This window comes from Sphingopyxis sp. NFH-91, assembly GCF_021401285.1.
Lineage (GTDB): Bacteria > Pseudomonadota > Alphaproteobacteria > Sphingomonadales > Sphingomonadaceae > Sphingopyxis > Sphingopyxis terrae_A.
Genome location: NZ_JACBGA010000004.1, coordinates 69,377 through 87,564, shown reverse-complemented (window position 1 = coordinate 87,564; position 18,188 = coordinate 69,377). Strand labels below are relative to the sequence as shown.

15 protein-coding genes are annotated in these 18,188 nt (G+C 65.9%); 11 read left to right on the top strand and 4 right to left on the bottom strand.

What is annotated here, in order from left to right; all coding sequences use genetic code 11:
• The first annotated feature begins 12 nt into the window (after window positions 1-12).
• The 5 genes from L0963_RS10630 (at window position 13) to L0963_RS10610 (ending at window position 5,099) form a co-directional block, all read left to right on the top strand.
• Window positions 13-1,050, top strand: a complete 1,038-nt coding sequence (locus L0963_RS10630) for a class I SAM-dependent methyltransferase (RefSeq protein WP_062902011.1) — start codon at window positions 13-15, stop codon at window positions 1,048-1,050.
• Entirely contained in the window at window positions 1,047-1,565 is a 519-nt protein-coding gene (locus L0963_RS10625; RefSeq protein WP_062902010.1) for a GNAT family N-acetyltransferase, read from the top strand. The genes L0963_RS10630 and L0963_RS10625 overlap by 4 nt, the downstream gene beginning before the upstream one ends.
• Window positions 1,562-2,329, top strand: coding sequence for a peptidoglycan editing factor PgeF (gene pgeF / locus L0963_RS10620; protein WP_062902009.1), 768 nt, complete (start codon window positions 1,562-1,564; stop codon window positions 2,327-2,329). Before L0963_RS10625 ends, pgeF begins: the two co-directional genes overlap by 4 nt.
• Window positions 2,326-3,732: an SLC13 family permease gene (locus L0963_RS10615; RefSeq protein ID WP_062902008.1), complete on the top strand. Its 1,407-nt coding sequence runs from the start codon at window positions 2,326-2,328 to the stop codon at window positions 3,730-3,732. Before pgeF ends, L0963_RS10615 begins: the two co-directional genes overlap by 4 nt.
• Before the next feature lie 74 nt (window positions 3,733-3,806).
• Window positions 3,807-5,099 carry a cystathionine gamma-synthase family protein gene (locus L0963_RS10610; protein ID WP_062902007.1) on the top strand — a complete coding sequence of 431 codons (1,293 nt, stop codon included), beginning with the start codon at window positions 3,807-3,809 and terminating at the stop codon, window positions 5,097-5,099.
• A 38-nt stretch (window positions 5,100-5,137) separates the two neighbouring features.
• On the opposite strand, the gene L0963_RS10605 is transcribed toward L0963_RS10610, so the two are convergent.
• Window positions 5,138-5,857, bottom strand: a complete 720-nt coding sequence (locus L0963_RS10605) for an HAD family hydrolase (protein ID WP_234179429.1) — start codon at window positions 5,855-5,857, stop codon at window positions 5,138-5,140.
• Window positions 5,858-5,964: 107 nt separating this feature from the next.
• Here L0963_RS10605 and L0963_RS10600 point away from each other — a divergent pair, with 107 nt between their 5' ends.
• From L0963_RS10600 to L0963_RS10580, 5 genes are all read left to right on the top strand, one after another.
• A complete protein-coding gene (locus L0963_RS10600) occupies window positions 5,965-7,071 on the top strand; it encodes an ABC transporter permease (RefSeq protein ID WP_003049217.1) in 1,107 nt (368 codons plus the stop codon).
• The gene (locus tag L0963_RS10595) at window positions 7,071-7,895 is read left to right on the top strand and encodes an ABC transporter ATP-binding protein (protein WP_003049215.1); all 825 of its coding nucleotides are present in this window, start codon (window positions 7,071-7,073) and stop codon (window positions 7,893-7,895) included. Before L0963_RS10600 ends, L0963_RS10595 begins: the two co-directional genes overlap by 1 nt.
• Window positions 7,895-8,836, top strand: coding sequence for an MlaD family protein (locus tag L0963_RS10590; RefSeq protein WP_003049211.1), 942 nt, complete (start codon window positions 7,895-7,897; stop codon window positions 8,834-8,836). The genes L0963_RS10595 and L0963_RS10590 overlap by 1 nt, the downstream gene beginning before the upstream one ends.
• 14 nt (window positions 8,837-8,850) lie before the next feature.
• Entirely contained in the window at window positions 8,851-9,459 is a 609-nt protein-coding gene (locus L0963_RS10585) for an ABC-type transport auxiliary lipoprotein family protein (RefSeq protein WP_234179427.1), read from the top strand.
• 158 nt (window positions 9,460-9,617) lie between these two features.
• Complete coding sequence (locus tag L0963_RS10580) at window positions 9,618-9,938, top strand: DMT family transporter (protein ID WP_003049205.1); 321 nt, start codon at window positions 9,618-9,620, stop codon at window positions 9,936-9,938.
• A 4-nt stretch (window positions 9,939-9,942) separates the two neighbouring features.
• Here the strand turns inward: L0963_RS10580 and pepN are convergent, their stop codons facing one another.
• Complete coding sequence (gene pepN / locus L0963_RS10575) at window positions 9,943-12,534, bottom strand: aminopeptidase N (RefSeq protein WP_234179424.1); 2,592 nt, start codon at window positions 12,532-12,534, stop codon at window positions 9,943-9,945.
• A gap of 46 nt (window positions 12,535-12,580) precedes the next feature.
• On the opposite strand from pepN, the gene L0963_RS10570 reads away from it, so the two are divergent.
• Entirely contained in the window at window positions 12,581-13,372 is a 792-nt protein-coding gene (locus L0963_RS10570; protein WP_234179422.1) for an SDR family NAD(P)-dependent oxidoreductase, read from the top strand.
• A gap of 31 nt (window positions 13,373-13,403) precedes the next feature.
• Here L0963_RS10570 and L0963_RS10565 read toward each other — a convergent pair whose 3' ends face one another.
• Both L0963_RS10565 and L0963_RS10560 read right to left on the bottom strand, forming a co-directional pair.
• Entirely contained in the window at window positions 13,404-14,693 is a 1,290-nt protein-coding gene (locus tag L0963_RS10565) for a DUF445 domain-containing protein (protein ID WP_234179420.1), read from the bottom strand.
• Window positions 14,694-14,765: 72 nt separating this feature from the next.
• Window positions 14,766-18,182: an efflux RND transporter permease subunit gene (locus tag L0963_RS10560; protein WP_058812899.1), complete on the bottom strand. Its 3,417-nt coding sequence runs from the start codon at window positions 18,180-18,182 to the stop codon at window positions 14,766-14,768.
• Window positions 18,183-18,188: the final 6 nt, after the last annotated feature.

The following is an 18,188-nucleotide window of genomic DNA, read 5'->3' as shown; positions in this document are numbered from 1 at the left end:
CCCGACGATTTGATGAGGGAAATTGCCGCGGCGCGGACGGTGACGGTCGCCGATTATATGGCGGCGGCGAACGCGCATTATTATGCGACGCGCGACCCGCTCGGCGCCGCGGGCGATTTCACCACGGCGCCCGAAATCAGCCAGATGTTCGGCGAAATGGTCGGCATCTGGATCGCCGACCTGTGGACCCGTGCGGGCGGCCCCGCCTTTCATTATGTCGAACTGGGGCCGGGGCGCGGCACACTCGCCGCCGACGCGCTGCGCACCGCCGCCCGCTTCGACTGCAAGCCGCAGGGCCTCCACCTCGTCGAGACGAGCCCCGCGCTGCGCGCGGCGCAATCGGCGCGCCTGCCGGACGCAGAGCATCATGACGAGATCGACAGCCTGCCGGACGACCTGCCGCTGATCGTCATCGCCAATGAATTTTTCGACGCGCTGCCCGTCCATCAATATGTGGCAACGAAGGACGGCTGGCGCGAGCGCATCGTCGTGCGTGGGGGCAACAGCATAACTGCTGCTCCGGACACGGTTCCAGCCGACGAGGCCATACCGCCAGCGCTGCGCGACCGCACCGAAGGCACGATCGTCGAAACCGCGCCCGCCGCCGCCGCGGTGATCCATCGGTGCAGCGCGAGGCTCGCACGGCAGGGCGGTGCGCTGCTCGCAATCGACTATGGCTATTGCGGCCCCGCCACCGGCGACACGCTGCAGGCGGTAAAGGCGCATCGTTTCGCCGATCCCTTCGCCGATCCGGGCGAGGTCGACCTGACCGCCCATGTCGACTTCGCGGCGCTTGCCCATGCCGCGCGGCGCCCCGGCACGAACGTCTTCGGCCCCGTTGATCAGGGCGCGTGGTTGCAGGCGATGGGCATCGACGCCCGCTTGCAGACGTTGGTCGCTGCCTCGCCCGCACGCGCGGGCGATTTGCAGAGACAGCGCGACCGGCTGGTCGCGGGTGATCAGATGGGAACATTGTTCCAGGCGATGGCGCTGACCGGCGCCGGCTGGCCGCAGCCCGCCGGATTCGATAGTTCGGGAGAGATTGCATGACCGACGTCACGCTCGCCACCGCTGCCGACGCCGACGCGCTGTCGCGCTTTGCCGAAGCCGCCTTCGTGCAGACCTTCGGTCATATCTACGATCCCGCCGACCTGGCGAGCTTTCTCGCGGACTGGAATCCGCCCGAGAAACTGCGCGCGCAGATCGCCGATCCCGCGATGGTAGTCGCGCTCGTCCGCGGCGCCGACGAGGCGATCCTCGGCTATATCAAGCTTGGCCCCATCGATTTCGATCTGCCCGATGGGCAGCCGGCGGAGGGCGCGACCGAACTCCACCAGCTTTATGTCGCCGCCGAAGCCAAAGGGACGGGCGTTGCCGCGGCGCTGATGCAATGGGGCATCGACTGGGCGCGCCAAAGGGCATCGATCCTCTATCTGTCGGTCTTCACCGAGAACCCGCGCGCGCAGGCTTTTTACCGCCGCTATGGCTTCGTCGATGTCGGCCGCAACGCATTCCGCGTCGGCAATCATATCGACGAAGACCGGATCTGGAGGCTCGACCTGTGACCCCGCCTTTCACCACCGCCGCCCCGCTCGCCGGGGTCGCGCACGGATTTTTCGGACGGCGCGGCGGCATGTCGACCGGCGACCTTGCCTCGCTCAACTGCGGCGTCGGATCGGGCGACGATGCCGCGCTGATTGCGGAAAATCGCCGCCGCGTCGGCGCCACCGTGCTGCCCGGCGCTACTCTGACAGGGCTTTATCAGGTGCATGGCAATCGCTGCCATATCGTCGATGCGGACAGCGACCTTGCCGCCCGACCCGAAGCCGACGCGCTGGCGACGCGCACGCCGGGCATCTTGCTCGGCATCCTCACTGCCGATTGCGTCCCGGTGCTGTTTGCCGATCGCTCGGCCGGCGTCGTCGCGGCGGCCCATGCCGGGTGGAAAGGCGCAATCGCGGGGGTCACCGACGCGGCGCTCGGCGCGATGGAAAGCCTCGGCGCGCGGCGCAGAAATGTCGTCGCCGCGATCGGCCCCTGTATCGGCCGCGCGTCCTATGAGGTCGATGACAGTTTCGTGCAGCGCTTCGTCACCGACGATCCCGCCAACGAACGCTTCTTCGCGGCCGGCAAGCCGGGACACGCCATGTTCGACATCGCCGCCTATGTCGCGGCGCGCCTCGCGGCCGCGGGCGTCGCCAAGGTTGCCATCGGCGGGCAGGACACCTACGCCGAAGCAGAGGAATATTTCAGCTATCGCCGCGCCTGCCATAAAAGCGAGAACAGCTATGGCCGGCAGCTTTCGGTGATCGGATTGGGGGACGGATGACGCGCACGCGCCTGCTCGGGCTGATCGGCGGCTTGCTGGCTTTCGTCGCGATGCTGGCGCTGCCGGCCCCCGCGGGCATGGAACCGACGGCGTGGCGCGTTGCGGCGCTGACCGTCCTGATGGCAATCTGGTGGATGACCGAAGCGATGCCGCTGACCGTCACCGCACTCCTTCCCTTCCTGACCGTCCCGGCCTTCGGGGTGATGGACGCCAATGCCATCGCCAAGGAATATTATTCGCCGATCCTGTTTCTGATCCTGGGCGGCGCGTTCCTCGCGCTCGCGATCGAGCGCGTCGGGCTGCACCGCCGGCTCGCACTGGCGCTGCTCAAGCGCGCGTCGCCGACCGCGACCGGGCTGCTCTTCGCCTTCATGGCGGCGACCGCGCTGCTCAGCATGTTCATTTCCAACACGTCCACCGCGCTCATCATGGTGCCGATCGCGCTGGCGGTCGTCGGAGCCGCCGGCGCCCGCGAGGGCGATACCGAGGGTTTCCCCGGCGCCGTGATGATGGGGATTGCCTTCGCCGCTTCGCTCGGCGGACTGGGCACATTGGTCGGCAGCCCGACCAACGCCATTGCCGCGGGCCTGATCGAGCGGACGCTCGGGCTGCACATCTCCTTCCTCGACTGGGCGATTTATGGCGTGCCGGTGGTGCTTGTGTCGGTGCCCTTTGCGATGATCGTCCTTGCGCGGGTGCAGCGGCTTGCCGAGCATCCGTTCGACGGGCGCGCGGCGGCGGCCGCGCTCGGCAACCAGGCAATCTGGTCGACCGCCGAGCGGCGCGTCGTGCCCGTGTTTCTGCTCGTGCTGATCGCCTGGGTGATGCAGCCCTGGCTCGAACCGCTGTTCCCGAAGGGCGCGCTGACCGACGGCACCGTCGCGGTGGCGGGCAGCCTGCTGCTGTTCGTCGTGCCCGACGGTACCGGCCGGCCGCTGCTCGTCTGGAAGGAAGCCGATCGCGCGCCCTGGGGCGTCATCATGATGTTCGGTGGCGGGCTTGCCCTCGCTGCCGCAATCACCCAGAGCGGACTTGCTGCCTGGCTGGGCGCCGTTCTCGCACCGCTCGGTTCGATCCCGACGATCCTCCTTGCGGCGGTGATCGTCGCGCTGACGATCCTGATCACCGAATTCGCCAGCAATGTCGCAACGGCGAGCGGCATCATGCCCGTGCTCGCCGCGCTGATCGCGGCCACCGGCACCGATCCCGTCCTCCTTGCCCTGCCCGTCGCGATGGCGGCAAGCTGGGGCTTCATGCTGCCATCGGGAACCGGCCCCAACGCGCTCGCCTGGGCGACGGGCAACATCGCTCTGCCGCGTATGCTCAAGGCGGGGCTGGCGCTCGATCTGCTCGGCGTACCGCTGCTGATCGGCATTATCTGGGCCATCGCCGCGCTTGCCTGACCCGGCTGACCGCGAACCGGTTTCAATCGTAACCAGCCTTGCTATAGCTGCGCGATCATTTTCAGGAGCATGTCATGGCCACGCGCGGCAAGAACAAGGCGAATATCGAAGCAGTCGGCGGCAAGAAGCTGACCCCCGCGACGCAGATGATGGGGCACGGCTATGACCCTTTTCTGTCCGAAGGTTCGTTGAAGCCGCCGATCTTCCTGACCTCGACCTTCGCGTTCGAAAGCGCGGCGGCGGGCAAGCGCTTCTTCGAACATATCACCGGCAAAAGGCAGGGCCCCGCCGACGGCCTCGTCTATTCGCGCTTCAACGGCCCCAATCAGGAGATCGTCGAAGATCGGCTCGCGCTGTGGGACGGCGCCGATGATGCGCTCGTCTTTTCGAGCGGGATGTCGGCGATCGCGACGCTGATGCTGGCGCTCGTCGGACAGAATGACGTGATCGTTCATTCGGGTCCGCTCTATGCCGCGACCGAAACGTTGGTTGCACGCATCCTGTCGCGCTTCGGCGTCGGCTTCGTCGATTTCCCGGCGGGCGCGACGCGCGAACAACTCGACGACGTGCTGGCCCGCGCCCAGGCGCTCGCCGACGAAAAGGGCGGCAAGGTCGCGCTCGTCTATCTCGAAAGCCCGGCCAACCCGACCAACGCGCTCGTCGATGTCGAGGCGGTGCGCGGCGCACGCGATGCCGCCTTCCCCGGCGACCACAAGCCCGCGATCGCGATCGACAACACCTTCCTCGGCCCGCTCTGGCAACAGCCGCTCAAGCAGGGCGCCGAACTCGTGGTCTATAGCCTGACCAAATATGCCGGCGGTCATTCGGACCTGGTCGCGGGCGGTGTGGCGGGCGATCAGCGGCTGATCGACATCATCCGGCCGATGCGCAACACGATCGGCACCATCTGCGATCCCAACACGGCGTGGATGCTGCTGCGCAGCCTCGAGACGCTCGAACTGCGCATGAGCCGGGCGGGCGAGAATGCGCTGAAGATCTGCACCTTCCTGCGCGATCATCCCAAGGTCGAAGGACTAGGCTATCTCGGCTTCATTGCCGACCCGCGCCAGCAGGACATCTTCGACCGCCACTGCAGCGGCGCGGGATCGACCTTCTCGCTGTTCATCAAGGGCGGCGAGGAAGAGAGCTTCCGCTTTCTCGACTCGCTCAAGATCGCGAAGCTCGCGGTCAGCCTCGGCGGCACCGAAACGCTCGCGAGCCATCCGGCGGCGATGACGCATCTGTCGGTCCCCGACGAACGCAAGAAAGCGTTGGGCATCACCGACAATCTCGTCCGCATCTCTATCGGGATCGAGGATGCTGACGATCTGATCGCCGACTTCGCGCAGGCACTGGACGCGGTCTGAGCGGAAGCGAGGCAAGCCCTCCCGCACCGCCGGGATGACTATGTCTTCTGCCGCCAGTCGACGACGGCCCATCCCCGCTGCGGCGCCAGCTTCTTCAGCGCGCGCGACGGCGTCGTCGCCACCGCCTCGTCGGCGAAGCCCAGCATCGGATGATCGGAGACATGATCCGAATAGGCGCGGATGTGCGCGTCTTCGCGGGTGATGGCATTATCGGCGAGCCATTCGCCGATGCGCGCGAACTTGACCGCGCCATAGCAATTGTCGCCCGCCAGCCGCGCGTGGATATGATCGGCGCCGTCGGGTGCGTCGAGGCGGGTCGCCAGCACATCGTCGATGCCCAGCCGCCGCGCGATCGCATCGACATAGAGATGGAAGGACGCGGTCGCGAGGAGGACGCGGTAACCCGCCGCGCGGTCGGCCGCGATCTGGTCGAGCGCCGCCGCGTGCACGCCGCGCGCGATGACCTGATCGGCATAGCTTTCGGCGAGCGGAGCGATCTCGGCGCGGTGGAAACTCTTTCCGACCAGCAGCCGCAGATTGATCGCCTTCAGCCGCGACCGGTCGATCAGCCGCAAGGAATAGGCAGCGGCGGCAAGCGCCACCAGCGGCAGCAACAGCAGCCGCCATTGCTGGCGCCGCCGCGCAACGTGCATCAGAAAGCCGCTATACGTCCCCGACCGCGTGATCGTGCGGTCCATGTCGTACATCGCGACACGATGCGCATAGTCGCGGACGGGATCGAGCGTCGGAACCTCCATACTCCCGCTATAACCGCGCGCCCACCGCCGGCCAAGAGCGCAGCCTGCCGCAAGCGCGGCCAATTCGCTTGCCGTGCACTGGCAAATAATCCAATGTCGCCCGCGTCATGGCGGTTTGGGCGGACTTCGAAACGAATGATGGCGCTGACGGCGCAGAGGTCCGCTTCTCGGGCCGGTTGACGCTCGCCCGGATGGGCGACCTGCCGCAGCGGCTCGACGAGCTTGGACCGATTTCGCTCCTCGATCTTTCAAATATTACCCGCATCGACACCGTCGGGGCGTGGATCGTGACGCGCACGATGCATCGCCACGACGCGAAGGTCGTCGGCGCGAGCCAGGATGCGCAGCGGCTGCTCGACGCGCTGGCGAACGACACCAGCGAGTATCGCATCCATGGCGACCGGCGCCCTGCCTGGGTGCGTATGCTCGAACAGCTCGGCACCGCAAGTGTGGCGATCTGGAACGAACTGCTTGGCATCATCGGCTTTTTCGGCGCGATGGTCGTCGCGCTGTTCAACCAGATCCGCGCGCGCCGCGCGATCCGCTGGAATGCGATCGTCACGCGGTTCCAGACCGTCGGCGTCGACGCGCTGCCCATCATCGGGCTGATGAGCTTCCTTATCGGCATCGTCATCGCGCAGCAGGGATCGGTGCAGCTCAAGCAATTCGGGCTCGAGGTGTTCACGATCAACCTCGTCGGCCGTGCCTCGATCCGCGAGCTGGGATTGCTGATGACCGCAATCATGGTCGCCGGCCGGTCGGGTTCGGCCTTCGCCGCGCAAATCGGAACGATGAAGCTGACCGAGGAAGTCGATGCGATGCGCACGATCGGCGTGTCGCCGATGGAGGCGATCGTCCTGCCGCGCGTCGCGGCATCGACGATCACCATGCCGCTGCTCGGCTTTTATGCCAGCATCTGCGCGATCATCGGAGGCGGCATCTTCTGCTGGGTCGGGCTGGAAATCCCGCCGCTGACCTATGTCCAGCGCATCCGTGAAATCATCCCGATGACCGATTTCTGGATCATGCTGATCAAGGCACCGGTTTTCGGCATCCTGATCGGCGTCACCGGCTGTTACGAAGGGATGCAGGTGCGCCAGAATGCCGAGCAAGTCGGCAAGCGGACGACCTCGGCGGTTGTCGCCGCCATCTTCCTCGTCATCGTTCTCGACGCCTTTTTCGCCGTTTTCTTCACCTCGCTGGGCTGGAACTGATGGCCGAGCTCATCGAACCCGAAAAATTCGACATTGCGATCAAGGTGCGCGGCCTGTGCAACCAGTTCGGCGATGCGGTGATCCACGAAGACCTCGATCTCGACGTGCGGTCGGGCGAGATATTGGGAGTCGTCGGCGGATCGGGCACTGGCAAGTCGGTGCTGATGCGGTCGATCATCGGGCTGCAGATCCCGACCGCGGGCGAGGTCGAAGTCTATGGCAAGACGCTCGACACGATCGTCGACGAAGAGGAATCGCGCGACCTGCGCCGTCGCTGGGGCGTGATGTTCCAGGGCGGTGCGCTGTTCTCGACGCTCACCGTTGCGGAGAATATCCAGGTGCCGCTGCGCGAATTTTATCCGCGCATGGACTCTGAACTGCTCGACGAAATCGCGGCCTACAAGGTCGCGATGGTCGGCCTGCCAAACGATGCCGGCCCCAAATATCCGGCCGAGCTGTCGGGCGGCATGGTCAAGCGTGCGGGACTGGCGCGGGCGCTGGCGCTCGATCCGGCGCTGCTGTTCCTCGACGAACCGACCGCGGGGCTCGACCCGATCGGCGCCGCGAAGTTCGACGAGCTGATCCGCGAACTGGCCGACACGATGGGGCTGACCGTGTTCCTGATCACCCACGACCTTGATTCGCTCTACGCCACCTGCGACCGGGTCGCGGTGCTGGCCGAGAAAAAAGTGATCGCGGTCGGCACGATTCCGGAACTTCTTGCCACCGAGCATCCTTGGATACAGGAATATTTCAACGGACCGCGCGGACGCGCCGCCTCTGGCAGCAACGACGCGCTGACGCGGGCAGATAGGAAGAGCTGATGGAAACGCGGTCGAACAATGTTCTGGTCGGGGCCTTCGTCCTGCTGTTCACCGTTGCGCTCGCGCTGTTCGTGGTCTGGCTGGCGAACGACAGCGGCGGCAAGCGTCAGGAATATGATATATTTTTCAAACAGTCTGTCGACGGATTGAACAAAGGCGCACAGGTGCAATTCTCCGGCGTTCCCGTCGGCCAGGTGCGGCAGATCGCGCTGTGGCCCGACGATCCGCAATTCGTCCGCGTGCGTATCGAAGTCGACGAGCATGTGCCGGTGCTGCAGGGGACGACCGCGGCGCTGGAAGGCGTCGGCTTCACCGGCGTATCGCAAATCTCGCTCGACGGCGCGGTCAAGGGCGCGCCGCCGATCGCCGACAAGGGCCCCGCCGGCAAACCGGTCATCCCGACGCGCGTTGGTGGGCTCGGCGAACTGCTCAACACCGCGCCGCAGCTTCTCCAGCGCCTGTCGACGCTGACCGAGCGGCTGGCCGAACTGGCCGACGACAAGAATCAGGCGAGCTTCGCGGCGATCCTGAAGAATGTCGAGCAATCGACCGCGATCCTCGCGCGCAACGGACCGGCGATCGAAGCCGCGCTCGCCGACACGCGCGTTGCGATCCAGCAGACGGGGACCGCGGCCGAACAGATCGGCAATCTTGCCGCCGCGACGCAGGGCACGATCGACCGCAATGTCGATCCTGCGATGCGCAATCTGCGCGACACGCTCGCCTCCGCAAACAAGTCGATGCAGACGCTCGAATCGGCGATTTCGGACGCCCGGCCCGGCCTCAAGACCTTCAGCGAAACGACGATTCCCGAAGCGAATGCGCTGATCCGCGACCTGCGCCGCACCTCCTCCTCGCTTTCGAGCCTGACCGACAAGCTCGATCAGCAAGGCGCGGGCGCGGTGCTCGGCGGCAGCAAGCTGCCCGATTACAAGAAATGAGGATGACGACCGCCATGCCCCACCCGCTTCGCCGTCTTCGCACCCCCGCGCTGCTCGCGCTGGGCGCGCTGTCGCTCTCGGCCTGTGTCAGTTTCGGCGGCAAGGCGCCGCCCTTTCTGCTCACGCTCGATTCCGATGTCGCCCCGGTCGTCGGCGAGGCGCGCTCGGCGGGCGAAGCGCAGACGCTGACGATCCTGATCCCGAATGCGCCGCAAAAGCTGCGCACCACGCGCATCCCGGTGCAGCAGGACGATGCGAGCGTCGCCTATGTCAAGGACGCCCAGTGGGTGGAGGCGCCGCAGCGCCTGTTCCAGCGGCTCCTGTCGGAAACCGTTGCGGCAAAAACCCCGCTGGTCGTGCTCGACGAAGGTCAGTATCTGACCGCACCGGGCGAACAGCTTGCCAGCCAGCTGCTCGAGTTCGGCGTCGATGCGCGCACCAACGAAGCGGTCGTCTCGCTCCAGGCGATGCGCGTCGCGGCGGGCGGCAAGACGGTCACACAGCGCCGCTTCGAGGTGCGCGAACCGATCGGCGGCAAGATCGAGGCAAAGCCGGTCGGCGAGGCGCTGACCCGCGCCGCTAACAAGGTCGCCGCGGACGTCGCGGCCTGGCTCGCAGGCTGACGCGCGCCGCGCCTCTTCGTCGCTCCACTCTTGCACTTTGCGCGCCTGCCCCTTAGGGGCGAGCCGCGGCCGCGATAGCCGCCTTTTTCGCGCATCGCCTCTTTCGGGTTTCCGGCGTGCGCCTCCCGCACGAGCCCGCCTGACGAAAGGACTCGCGCATGGGATGGTTCATCCTGGCAATCGCCGTTTTCACCGAAATTTGCTGGGCACTCAGCCTGAAATGGGCCGCAACGCTGGGCACGTGGCAGGCCTCGACGGTGCCGATCGCGCTCAGCTTCCTCAACATGGCGCTGCTCGCCTTTGCGATGCGCGAGATTTCGGCCGGCACCGCCTATGCAATCTGGACCGGCCTCGGCGCGGTCGGCGTCATCATCGGCGGTATCGTCCTGTTCGGCGAAAAAATCGGCACCGTGCAGATCGGCTTCATGGCGCTGATCGTGATCGGCGTCGTCGGCACCAAGCTGTCGGCGCCGGCCTGATCGCTCAGCCCAGCAAGCTCTTCGACGCCTGTTCGGTCGTGTCGCGCGACAGGCCGGGCTGGGCGAGGATGCGTTCCAGTTCGGCGCGCATCATCGCGGCGCGCGCCTCGTCGAAGCGCTTCCACCGCCCGAGCGGCGGGATCATTCGCGCCGCGGTCTGCGGATTGCGCGGATCGAGCGCGATGACAAGGTCGGCGATCAGCCGATAGCCCGCGCCATCGGCCTGATGAAAGGCCGCCTGATTGCCCGTGAACGCCCCATAAAGCGATCGCACCCGGTTCGGATTGGACAGGGTGAAATCGGGATGCTCGGCCAGCTGGCGCACCGCCTCCACCGTGTCGGGGCGCATCGACCACGCCTGTACCTGGAACCATTTGTCGAGCACGAGCGGATTGTCGCGGTAGCGCTGATAGAAGATGTCGAGCGCATGGGCGCGTTCGTCGCTGTCGCCATGCGCGAGCGTCGCCAGCGCCGCCTGACGCTCAGTCATGCCGTCGGCATCCGAAAACACCCCGAAGACAAGCGCCGGGATATCGGCGATCCCCGTCGCGGCAAGATAGGCGAGCGCGACGCCGCGCAGGCGCCGTTCACCCTTGGCGTGCGGCGACAGGTCGGTCGCCGGCGGTGCCTTGCCCGCCAGTATCGCGCGCCATTCCTCCTCGAGCGCGCGGCCGATCGCGGCCTGCAGCGCCAGCCGTTCGCGGCGGATTGCGTCGGGATCGACGGTGAGCATCTGGTCGCCGATGAACGCCTCGCTGGGCAGCAGCACCGCCTCGGCAACGAAGGCCGGATCTTCGCCGCGCCCACGCAACGTCTGCGCCACCGCATCGACCACCGCCCGATGATCGACTTCATTCCCCGCCGCTGCCGCGACAAGCGTGTCGAGCATGAGCTGCTGCAAGGCTTCGTAGCGCGCGAAGGGGTCGTGATCATGCGCCGCAAGCCAGGCGAGTTCCCCCTGCGCGCGATCGAAATCGACGATGACCGGTGCCGAAAAGCCGCGGTTGACCGACAAGGCAGGGCGCCCGTCGAAGGCGCCGAGCGCGATCCGCTGCGTCGCACCGGTCAGCGTCACCAGCGTATCGGGCAGCGATGCACCGCCGCTTCTATCGAAGGCCGCGATACGCAGCGGCATCATCATCGGCAGTTTTTCGGGCTGGCCGGGGGTCGGCGGCACGGTCTGCACCACATCGAGCGCCCACTGCCCCTGATCCTCTGAAAGCGTCAGCTTGAGCCGCGGCGTCCCCGCCTGCTCGTACCAGCGGCGGAACTGGGTCAGGTCGATCGCCCCGCCCTCCTCCATCGCGCGCACGAAATCCTCGCACGTCGCGGCCTCGCCATCGTGGCGGTCGAAATAGAGGTCGGTGCCGGCGCGGAAGCGCTGCGGACCGAGCAGGGTCGCCATCATCCGGATGATCTCCGCGCCCTTGTTGTAAACGGTCGCGGTGTAGAAGTTGCTGATCTCCTGATAGCTGTCGGGCCGGATCGGGTGCGCGAGCGGCCCCGCATCCTCCGGATACTGTGCGGCGCGAAGCAGGCGGACATCCTCGATTCGCTTGACCGGTGCGGAACCCATATCGGCCGAAAAACTCTGGTCGCGATAGACGGTGAAGCCTTCTTTCAGGCTGAGCTGGAACCAGTCGCGACAGGTGACGCGATTGCCCGACCAATTGTGAAAATATTCGTGCGCGACCACCCCCTGCACCCCGTCATAGTCGAGGTCGGTCGCTGTGTCGGGATCGGCCAGGATATAACGCGTGTTGAAGATGTTGAGGCCCTTGTTCTCCATCGCCCCCATGTTGAAATCGCTGACCGCGACGATGTTGAACAGGTCGAGGTCATATTCGCGGCCATAGACGCGCTCGTCCCACGCCATGCTGTCCTTGAGCGCCTGCATCGCGTGGCCGGTGCGGCCCTCGTCGCCCGCGCGCACCCAGATGCCCAGTTCGACCTTGCGCCCCGACATGGTGGTAAAGCTGTCGCGGTTGACGACAAGATCGCCCGCGACGAGCGCGAAAAGATAGGAAGGTTTCGGCCAGGGATCTTCCCACAAAGCCCAATGGCTGCCGTCGTCACCCGCACCCTTTGCAACGCAATTGCCGTTCGACAGCAGGATCGGAAAGGCCGTCTTGTCGCCCGTCATCCGCACCTTGTAGCGGCTGAGGACGTCGGGACGGTCGGGATGGAAGGTGATCCGCCGGAACCCCTCGGCCTCGCACTGGGTGCAGAGCATGCCGTTCGAGGCATAAAGGCCCATGAGCTGGGTATTGGCCGTGGGATCGATCGCCGTATCGACCTCGACGACGGCGTGGGTACGATCGCCGAGATCGACGATCAGGTCGGCCCCCTCCATGTGCCAATCGTTCCAGCTTTCGCCATCGACGCACACCGCGAGCGGCGTCAGGCCGTCGCCGCGCAGCGTCAGCGGCGCCGGCGCATCGGCATGGCGCACGACCGACAGCGCCGCACCCACGCGCGTCGTATCGAGGCCGAGCGCGAAATCGAGCGCGATGTCGGGCACCTGCCATTCGGGCGGGCGATAATCGCTGCGGTGGATGGTGACGGGCGGAACGGGGGAGGAAGAAGCGTCGGTCATAATGCGGGTCTAGGCTTGCGCCGCGCGCCGCGCAATAAGGGCGGCGATGGGACATATGCTGATTTTCGGAATGGGCTATGCGGCGGGCCATATCGCCGACCGGTTGCGCGCGCGCGGGTGGGAGGTGAGCGGGACGACGCGCGACGGACGCGGCGACAGCATCGCCTTCGCCGACGAGGCCGCGGTGCTGGGCGCGCTGCGATCGGCGACGCATATCCTGTCGTCGGTGCCCCCGGCGGACGGCACCGACCCAGTGCTCGCCCGCTATGGCGAGGCGGTGGCGCTCGCGCCGGCGGGGTGGACCGGATATCTTTCCTCGACAGGCGTTTATGGCGATACCGGCGGCGCGTGGGTCGACGAAAGCGGACCGGTGAAGGGCCGCCGTCCCGACCGCAACGCCGCCGATGCGGCGTGGGCCGCACTGCGCGGCGACATGTGCGTCTTTCGGCTGCCGGGCATCTATGGTCCCGGCCGCAGCATCCTCGATCGTATCCGCGAAGGCCGTGCGCACCGGATCGATCTGCACGACCAGGTTTTCAGCCGCGTCCATGTCGACGATATCGCAGGCGGCGTGATCGCCGCCTTCCGCGGCCCGGCGGGCGTCTACAATCTTGCCGACGAGGCGCCGTGCCACCAGAACCGCCTCGTCGAATGGGGCTGCGCGCTACTGGGGGCGTCGCTGCCGCCGCTGCAATCGCTCGACGCCGCCGGCCTGTCGCCCGCCGCGCGCGCCTTCTATGCCGAGAATCGCCGCGTTGCGAACGGCAAGGCGAAACGACTGCTGGGGTGGATTCCGCGCTACCCGAGTTTTCGCGAGGGACTGGCGGCCTGTCTTTAGGCCAGCGGCTCCACCCTCCACGGGGCGACGGTCAAATCCAGATATCGATTGCGTGGATCAAAACGCCCACCAGTCCGCCGACCAGCGTGCCGTTGATGCGGATATATTGCAGATCGTCGCCGACCGCATTTTCCAGCCGGTCGGTGATCGTTTTCGCGTCCCAGCCGCGGATCGTGTCCGACACCAGCTTCAGCGCCGTCTCGCCATAGCTGTCGACCGCGCCGACGACGGCGCGGCGGGCGTAGCGGTTGAGCGTGCGTTTGATCGCCTGGTCCTCGCCCAGCATCGCGCCGAACTGCGTCACCAGCTCGCCGATCCGGCCCGCGAGCATCGTCTCTGGATCGCGCGCCGCGCGCAGCAAGGCGCCCCGCCCCTGTTCCCACAATCCGTCGAGCCAGCGCTTGACCGCCGGGTTGTCGAGCAGTTCGTCGCGCACCCGCGCAACCTTTTCCTGCATTTCCGGGTCATGCTGCAGATCGAGCGCCAGCTTTGCGAGCCCCTCTTCGACGCGGATGCGGATCGGATGGGTTTCGTCGACCGCCATTTCGCTGAGCAGCTTCGACAGGCCGGCGACGATGCGGTTCGAAATGCTCTCGTCGAGGCCGGTGAAGCGGACGATGGCCCCCGAATTGTCGTGGACCATCTGGTGGATCAGATGCTCGTTGAGGTCGAGCGTCTTCGACCCCCATTTGACCATCGCATCGAGCAACGGTTGATGCCGCCCCTCGGCCAGCGCCGCCTGCAGCGCCTGCCCGAGCAGCGGCGCGACATCGAGTTCGCGCAGCCGGTCCGCGATCGCCGATTTGACCATGCCGCCGAGCCGCTGCTGATCGAGCGCGCCGAGCCCGTCGGCGATGATCCGCGACGCGCCGAGCCTCAGCCGCCCGCCGCCCTCGGCAGGCTGCGAGAGGAATTTGCCGACTGCGCCCGCAACATCGACCGTCTGCATCTTGCGCGCGATCAGGCGCGGCAACAGGAAATTGGTGAGCAGAAAGCGCGCCAGCGTGTCGCCGATGCGATTCTTGTTACGCGGCACGATCGCCGTGTGCGGGATCGGCAGCCCCATCGGGTGACGGAACAGCGCGGTCACGGCAAACCAGTCGGCCAGCCCGCCGACCATCGCCGCTTCGGCAAAGGCGCGGACGAAGCCGACGGCGGGATGCACATCCTGATAATATTTTGCGGTCACGAAGACCGCGGCCATGAAGAGCAGCAGTCCGGTTGCCACAATGCGGACGTTGATGCCGCCGGTCGGAACGGCGACGCCCACTCCGGCGGGGTGGGCGCGCCTGCTTTCGGTCGGGGGCGATACGCTGGTCATGCCGTTCAAATGGGGCAGCCCGCCAAAGGTTGCAACCGGCGGACCGCGCGCGCGGTCGCCGGTCGCGTCCGGTTACTCGGCCGGCTGCGGCGCGGCATCGCCGTGCGGCCGCGTATCGTCGCCCTTCTTGTAGGTGAGCAGATTGCTCGAGAAGAAGCGGCCAAGGCGCTTTTCGATGCTGTCGGCCAGGCTGAAGCCTGCGGGCACGATCAGCAGCGTCAGCATCGTCGACAGGATCAGGCCGCCGATGACGACCACGCCCATCGGCGCGCGCCATGCACCGTCACCCGACAGCGACAGCGCCGTCGGCACCATGCCCGCGACCATCGCGACGGTCGTCATGATGATCGGCTGCGCGCGCTTGCGCCCTGCATCGACGAGGGCCTCGACCTTGCCGATCCCCTTGTCCATTTCCTCGATCGCGAAATCGACGAGCAGGATCGAGTTTTTGGCGACGATCCCCAGCAGCATCAGCAGGCCGATATAGACGGGCATCGAGATCGGCATCCCGGTCACGAGCAGGCCGAGCAACCCGCCGAGCGGTGCCAGCAGCAGCGACGACATGTTGACCAGCGGCGACAGGAAGCGGCGATAGAGCAGCACGAGCGTCGAGAATACGAGCATCAGGCCCGACACGACCGCGATCAGGAAGTTCTTGATCAGCTCGGCCTGCCACTTCTGGTCGCCCTGGATGACCTTGCGGATGCCCTGCGGCATATTCTTGACCGCGGGCAGCGCATCGATCTTTTGCTGCGCATTGCCCGTGACAAGGCCGGGCGCAAGATCCGCCCCGATGACGATACGCCGCGTCTGATTGTAGCGACGCAATTCGGTCGGACCGGCGCCGAAGCCGATTTCTGCCACCGATTTCAGCGGCACGGTCGTCCCGCGCGAGGTCGGCACCGGCAGATTCTCGATCGTCGCGAGGCTGCGGCGCGAATCTTCTGACAGCAGCACGCGGATCGGTATCTGGCGATCGGACAGGGAGAATTTCGCCGCATTCTGATCGATATCACCCAGCGTCGCGATGCGGATCGTCTGGCTGAGCGCCGCGGTGGTCACGCCGAGTTCGGCGGCCAGATCCATGCGCGGATTGACGATGATCTCGGGCCGCGGAATGTCGCCCTCGATCCGCGGCGCGCGCAGTTCCTTGAGCTTGCTCATTTCGTCGACGATCTTGAGCGCGTGCTTTTCCAGCGCGACCGGATCGTCGCCGCCGATCACCATCGTGATGTCGCGGCCCGAAAAGCCGCCCGACTGGCTCTGGAACGACACGCGCGCATCGGGAATCGCCGTCAACTTCGGCTGCAGGCTGCGTTCCCATTCGACGCTGCTGATATCGCGGTCCTTCTTGAGCGTCAGGAAGGCATTGCCGCCGCCGACATTGACGTCGAAAAAGGCCGTATCGACGGCGGGGCTTGCGCTGAGTATCGACGAAACCTGGTTCGCGATATGCTCGCTCTGCGCCAGCGTCGATCCCGGCGGCAGCTCATATTTGATCTGGCTGTAATCGCTGTTGATCGTCGGCTGGAACTGCTGCGGCAGCGTGGCGAACAGGACGATGCTCAGCACGAAGGCCGCGGCGCCGATGCCGACGATCCACACGCGGTGATCGAACAGCCGTGCCCAGGCGCGCTGCAGCATGAACTTGGCCCAGCCGGTAAAGGCCCATTGGCGCATACCGACAAACCAGGCGAGCGCACCGAGCAAGATCGCAAGCAAGCTGGTCGCAAGGAAGACGATCACGGTCAGCGCCGGCGTGCGCAGCAGGAAATACAGCGCCGTATTCGGCGCATCCTGACCGACCGGCACCGGCTGGAAATAGGCGTAGGCCGAATAGAGGACGAAGATGCCCGACAGGATCAGGGGAACAGCGAGGAAGGCGAGCCGGGTCGGAACCGCTTCGTAGCGGGCGCGCACCGCGTGATGCTTGCCATTGTCGAGCGTCCAGCGCAGCACGCGCTCGTAACGATCGATCCACGGCCCTTCGGCGTGCGCCTGTTCGCCATGCGCGGCCAGGAAATAGGCCGCGATCATCGGCGTTATCATACGCGCGACGGCAAGGCTCATCAGCACCGCGAACACCACGGTCATCCCGAACTGGATGAAGAACTGGCCCGAGATGCCGGGCATCAGCGCGACGGGCAGGAAGACCGCGACGATCGACATCGTCGTCGCCACAACCGCGAGCCCGATTTCGTCGGCGGCGTCGATCGAAGCCTGATAGGCCGTCTTGCCCATACGCATATGTCGGACGATATTTTCGATCTCGACGATCGCGTCGTCGACCAGTACCCCGGCGACAAGGCTGAGCGCCAGCAGCGACAGGCTGTTGAGCGAAAAGCCCATCAGATCCATGAACCAGAAAGTCGGAATGGCCGACAGCGGGATCGCCATCGCGCTGATCATCGTGGCGCGCCAGTCGCGCAGGAACAGGAAGACGACGACGACGGCGAGCACCGCGCCTTCGATCATCGCGGCCATCGAGCTGCGATATTGTTCCTTCGTATATTCGGTGCGGGTGAAGAGGATCTTGAACTTCACCTTGGGGTTGTTCTTCTCGATCTCCGCCAGCTTTTTCATCGCCTCGTCATGGACGCTGACGTCGGACGAGCCCTTCGCCTTTTCAATCGAGAAGGACAGCACCTGACGGCCGTTGATCTTCGCCAGATTACGCTGTTCGGCATAACCGTCGGTCACCTTGGCCACGTCGGAAAGCTGGATCGTCCGGCCGTTGCCGATCGAAATGCGCGTTTCGCCGAGCTGGAATGCATTCTGCGCGTTGCCGAGGACGCGGACCGCCTGTTCCGACCCGGCAATTTCGGTGCGCCCGCCCGCCGCGTTCAGATTGACCTGACGGAGCTGCTGGTTCACCTGGCTCGCGGTCAGGCCATAGCTCTGCATCCGCGCGGGATCGAGGATCACGCGGATTTCGCGGTCGACCCCGCCCGAACGGCGCACCTGGCTCATACCCGGCACCGACAGCAGCTCTTTTGCGACCGTATTGTCGACGAACCACGACAATTGTTCGAGCGTCATGTCGGTCGCTTCGACCGAGAAATAGGTGATCGGGCCGCCGGCGATATCGACACGGATCACCTGCGGCTCGAGAATCCCGTCGGGCAGATTGCTGCGGATTTGGGAAATCGCCTGATTGACGTCATTATAGGCGCGATCGATCGGTGTCCCGATCGCAAATTGCACCATCGTACGGCTGCTGCCTTCGCTGACATAGGAGGACAATTCGTCGACGCCGCTGACGCTGCGCACCGCAGCTTCGACGCGCTGCGTCACCTGCGTTTCGAGTTCCGCTGGCGCAGCGCCCGGCTGCGCGACGATGACCTGCACCGCCGGGAATTCGATATCGGGATTGTCGTTGACGTCCATCCGGTTGAAGCTGACGATCCCCGCCAGCAGCAGCAGCGCGAACAGGACGATCGGCGGCACCGGATTGCGGATGCACCAGGCGGAGATGTTGCGAAAGCTCATGATTCA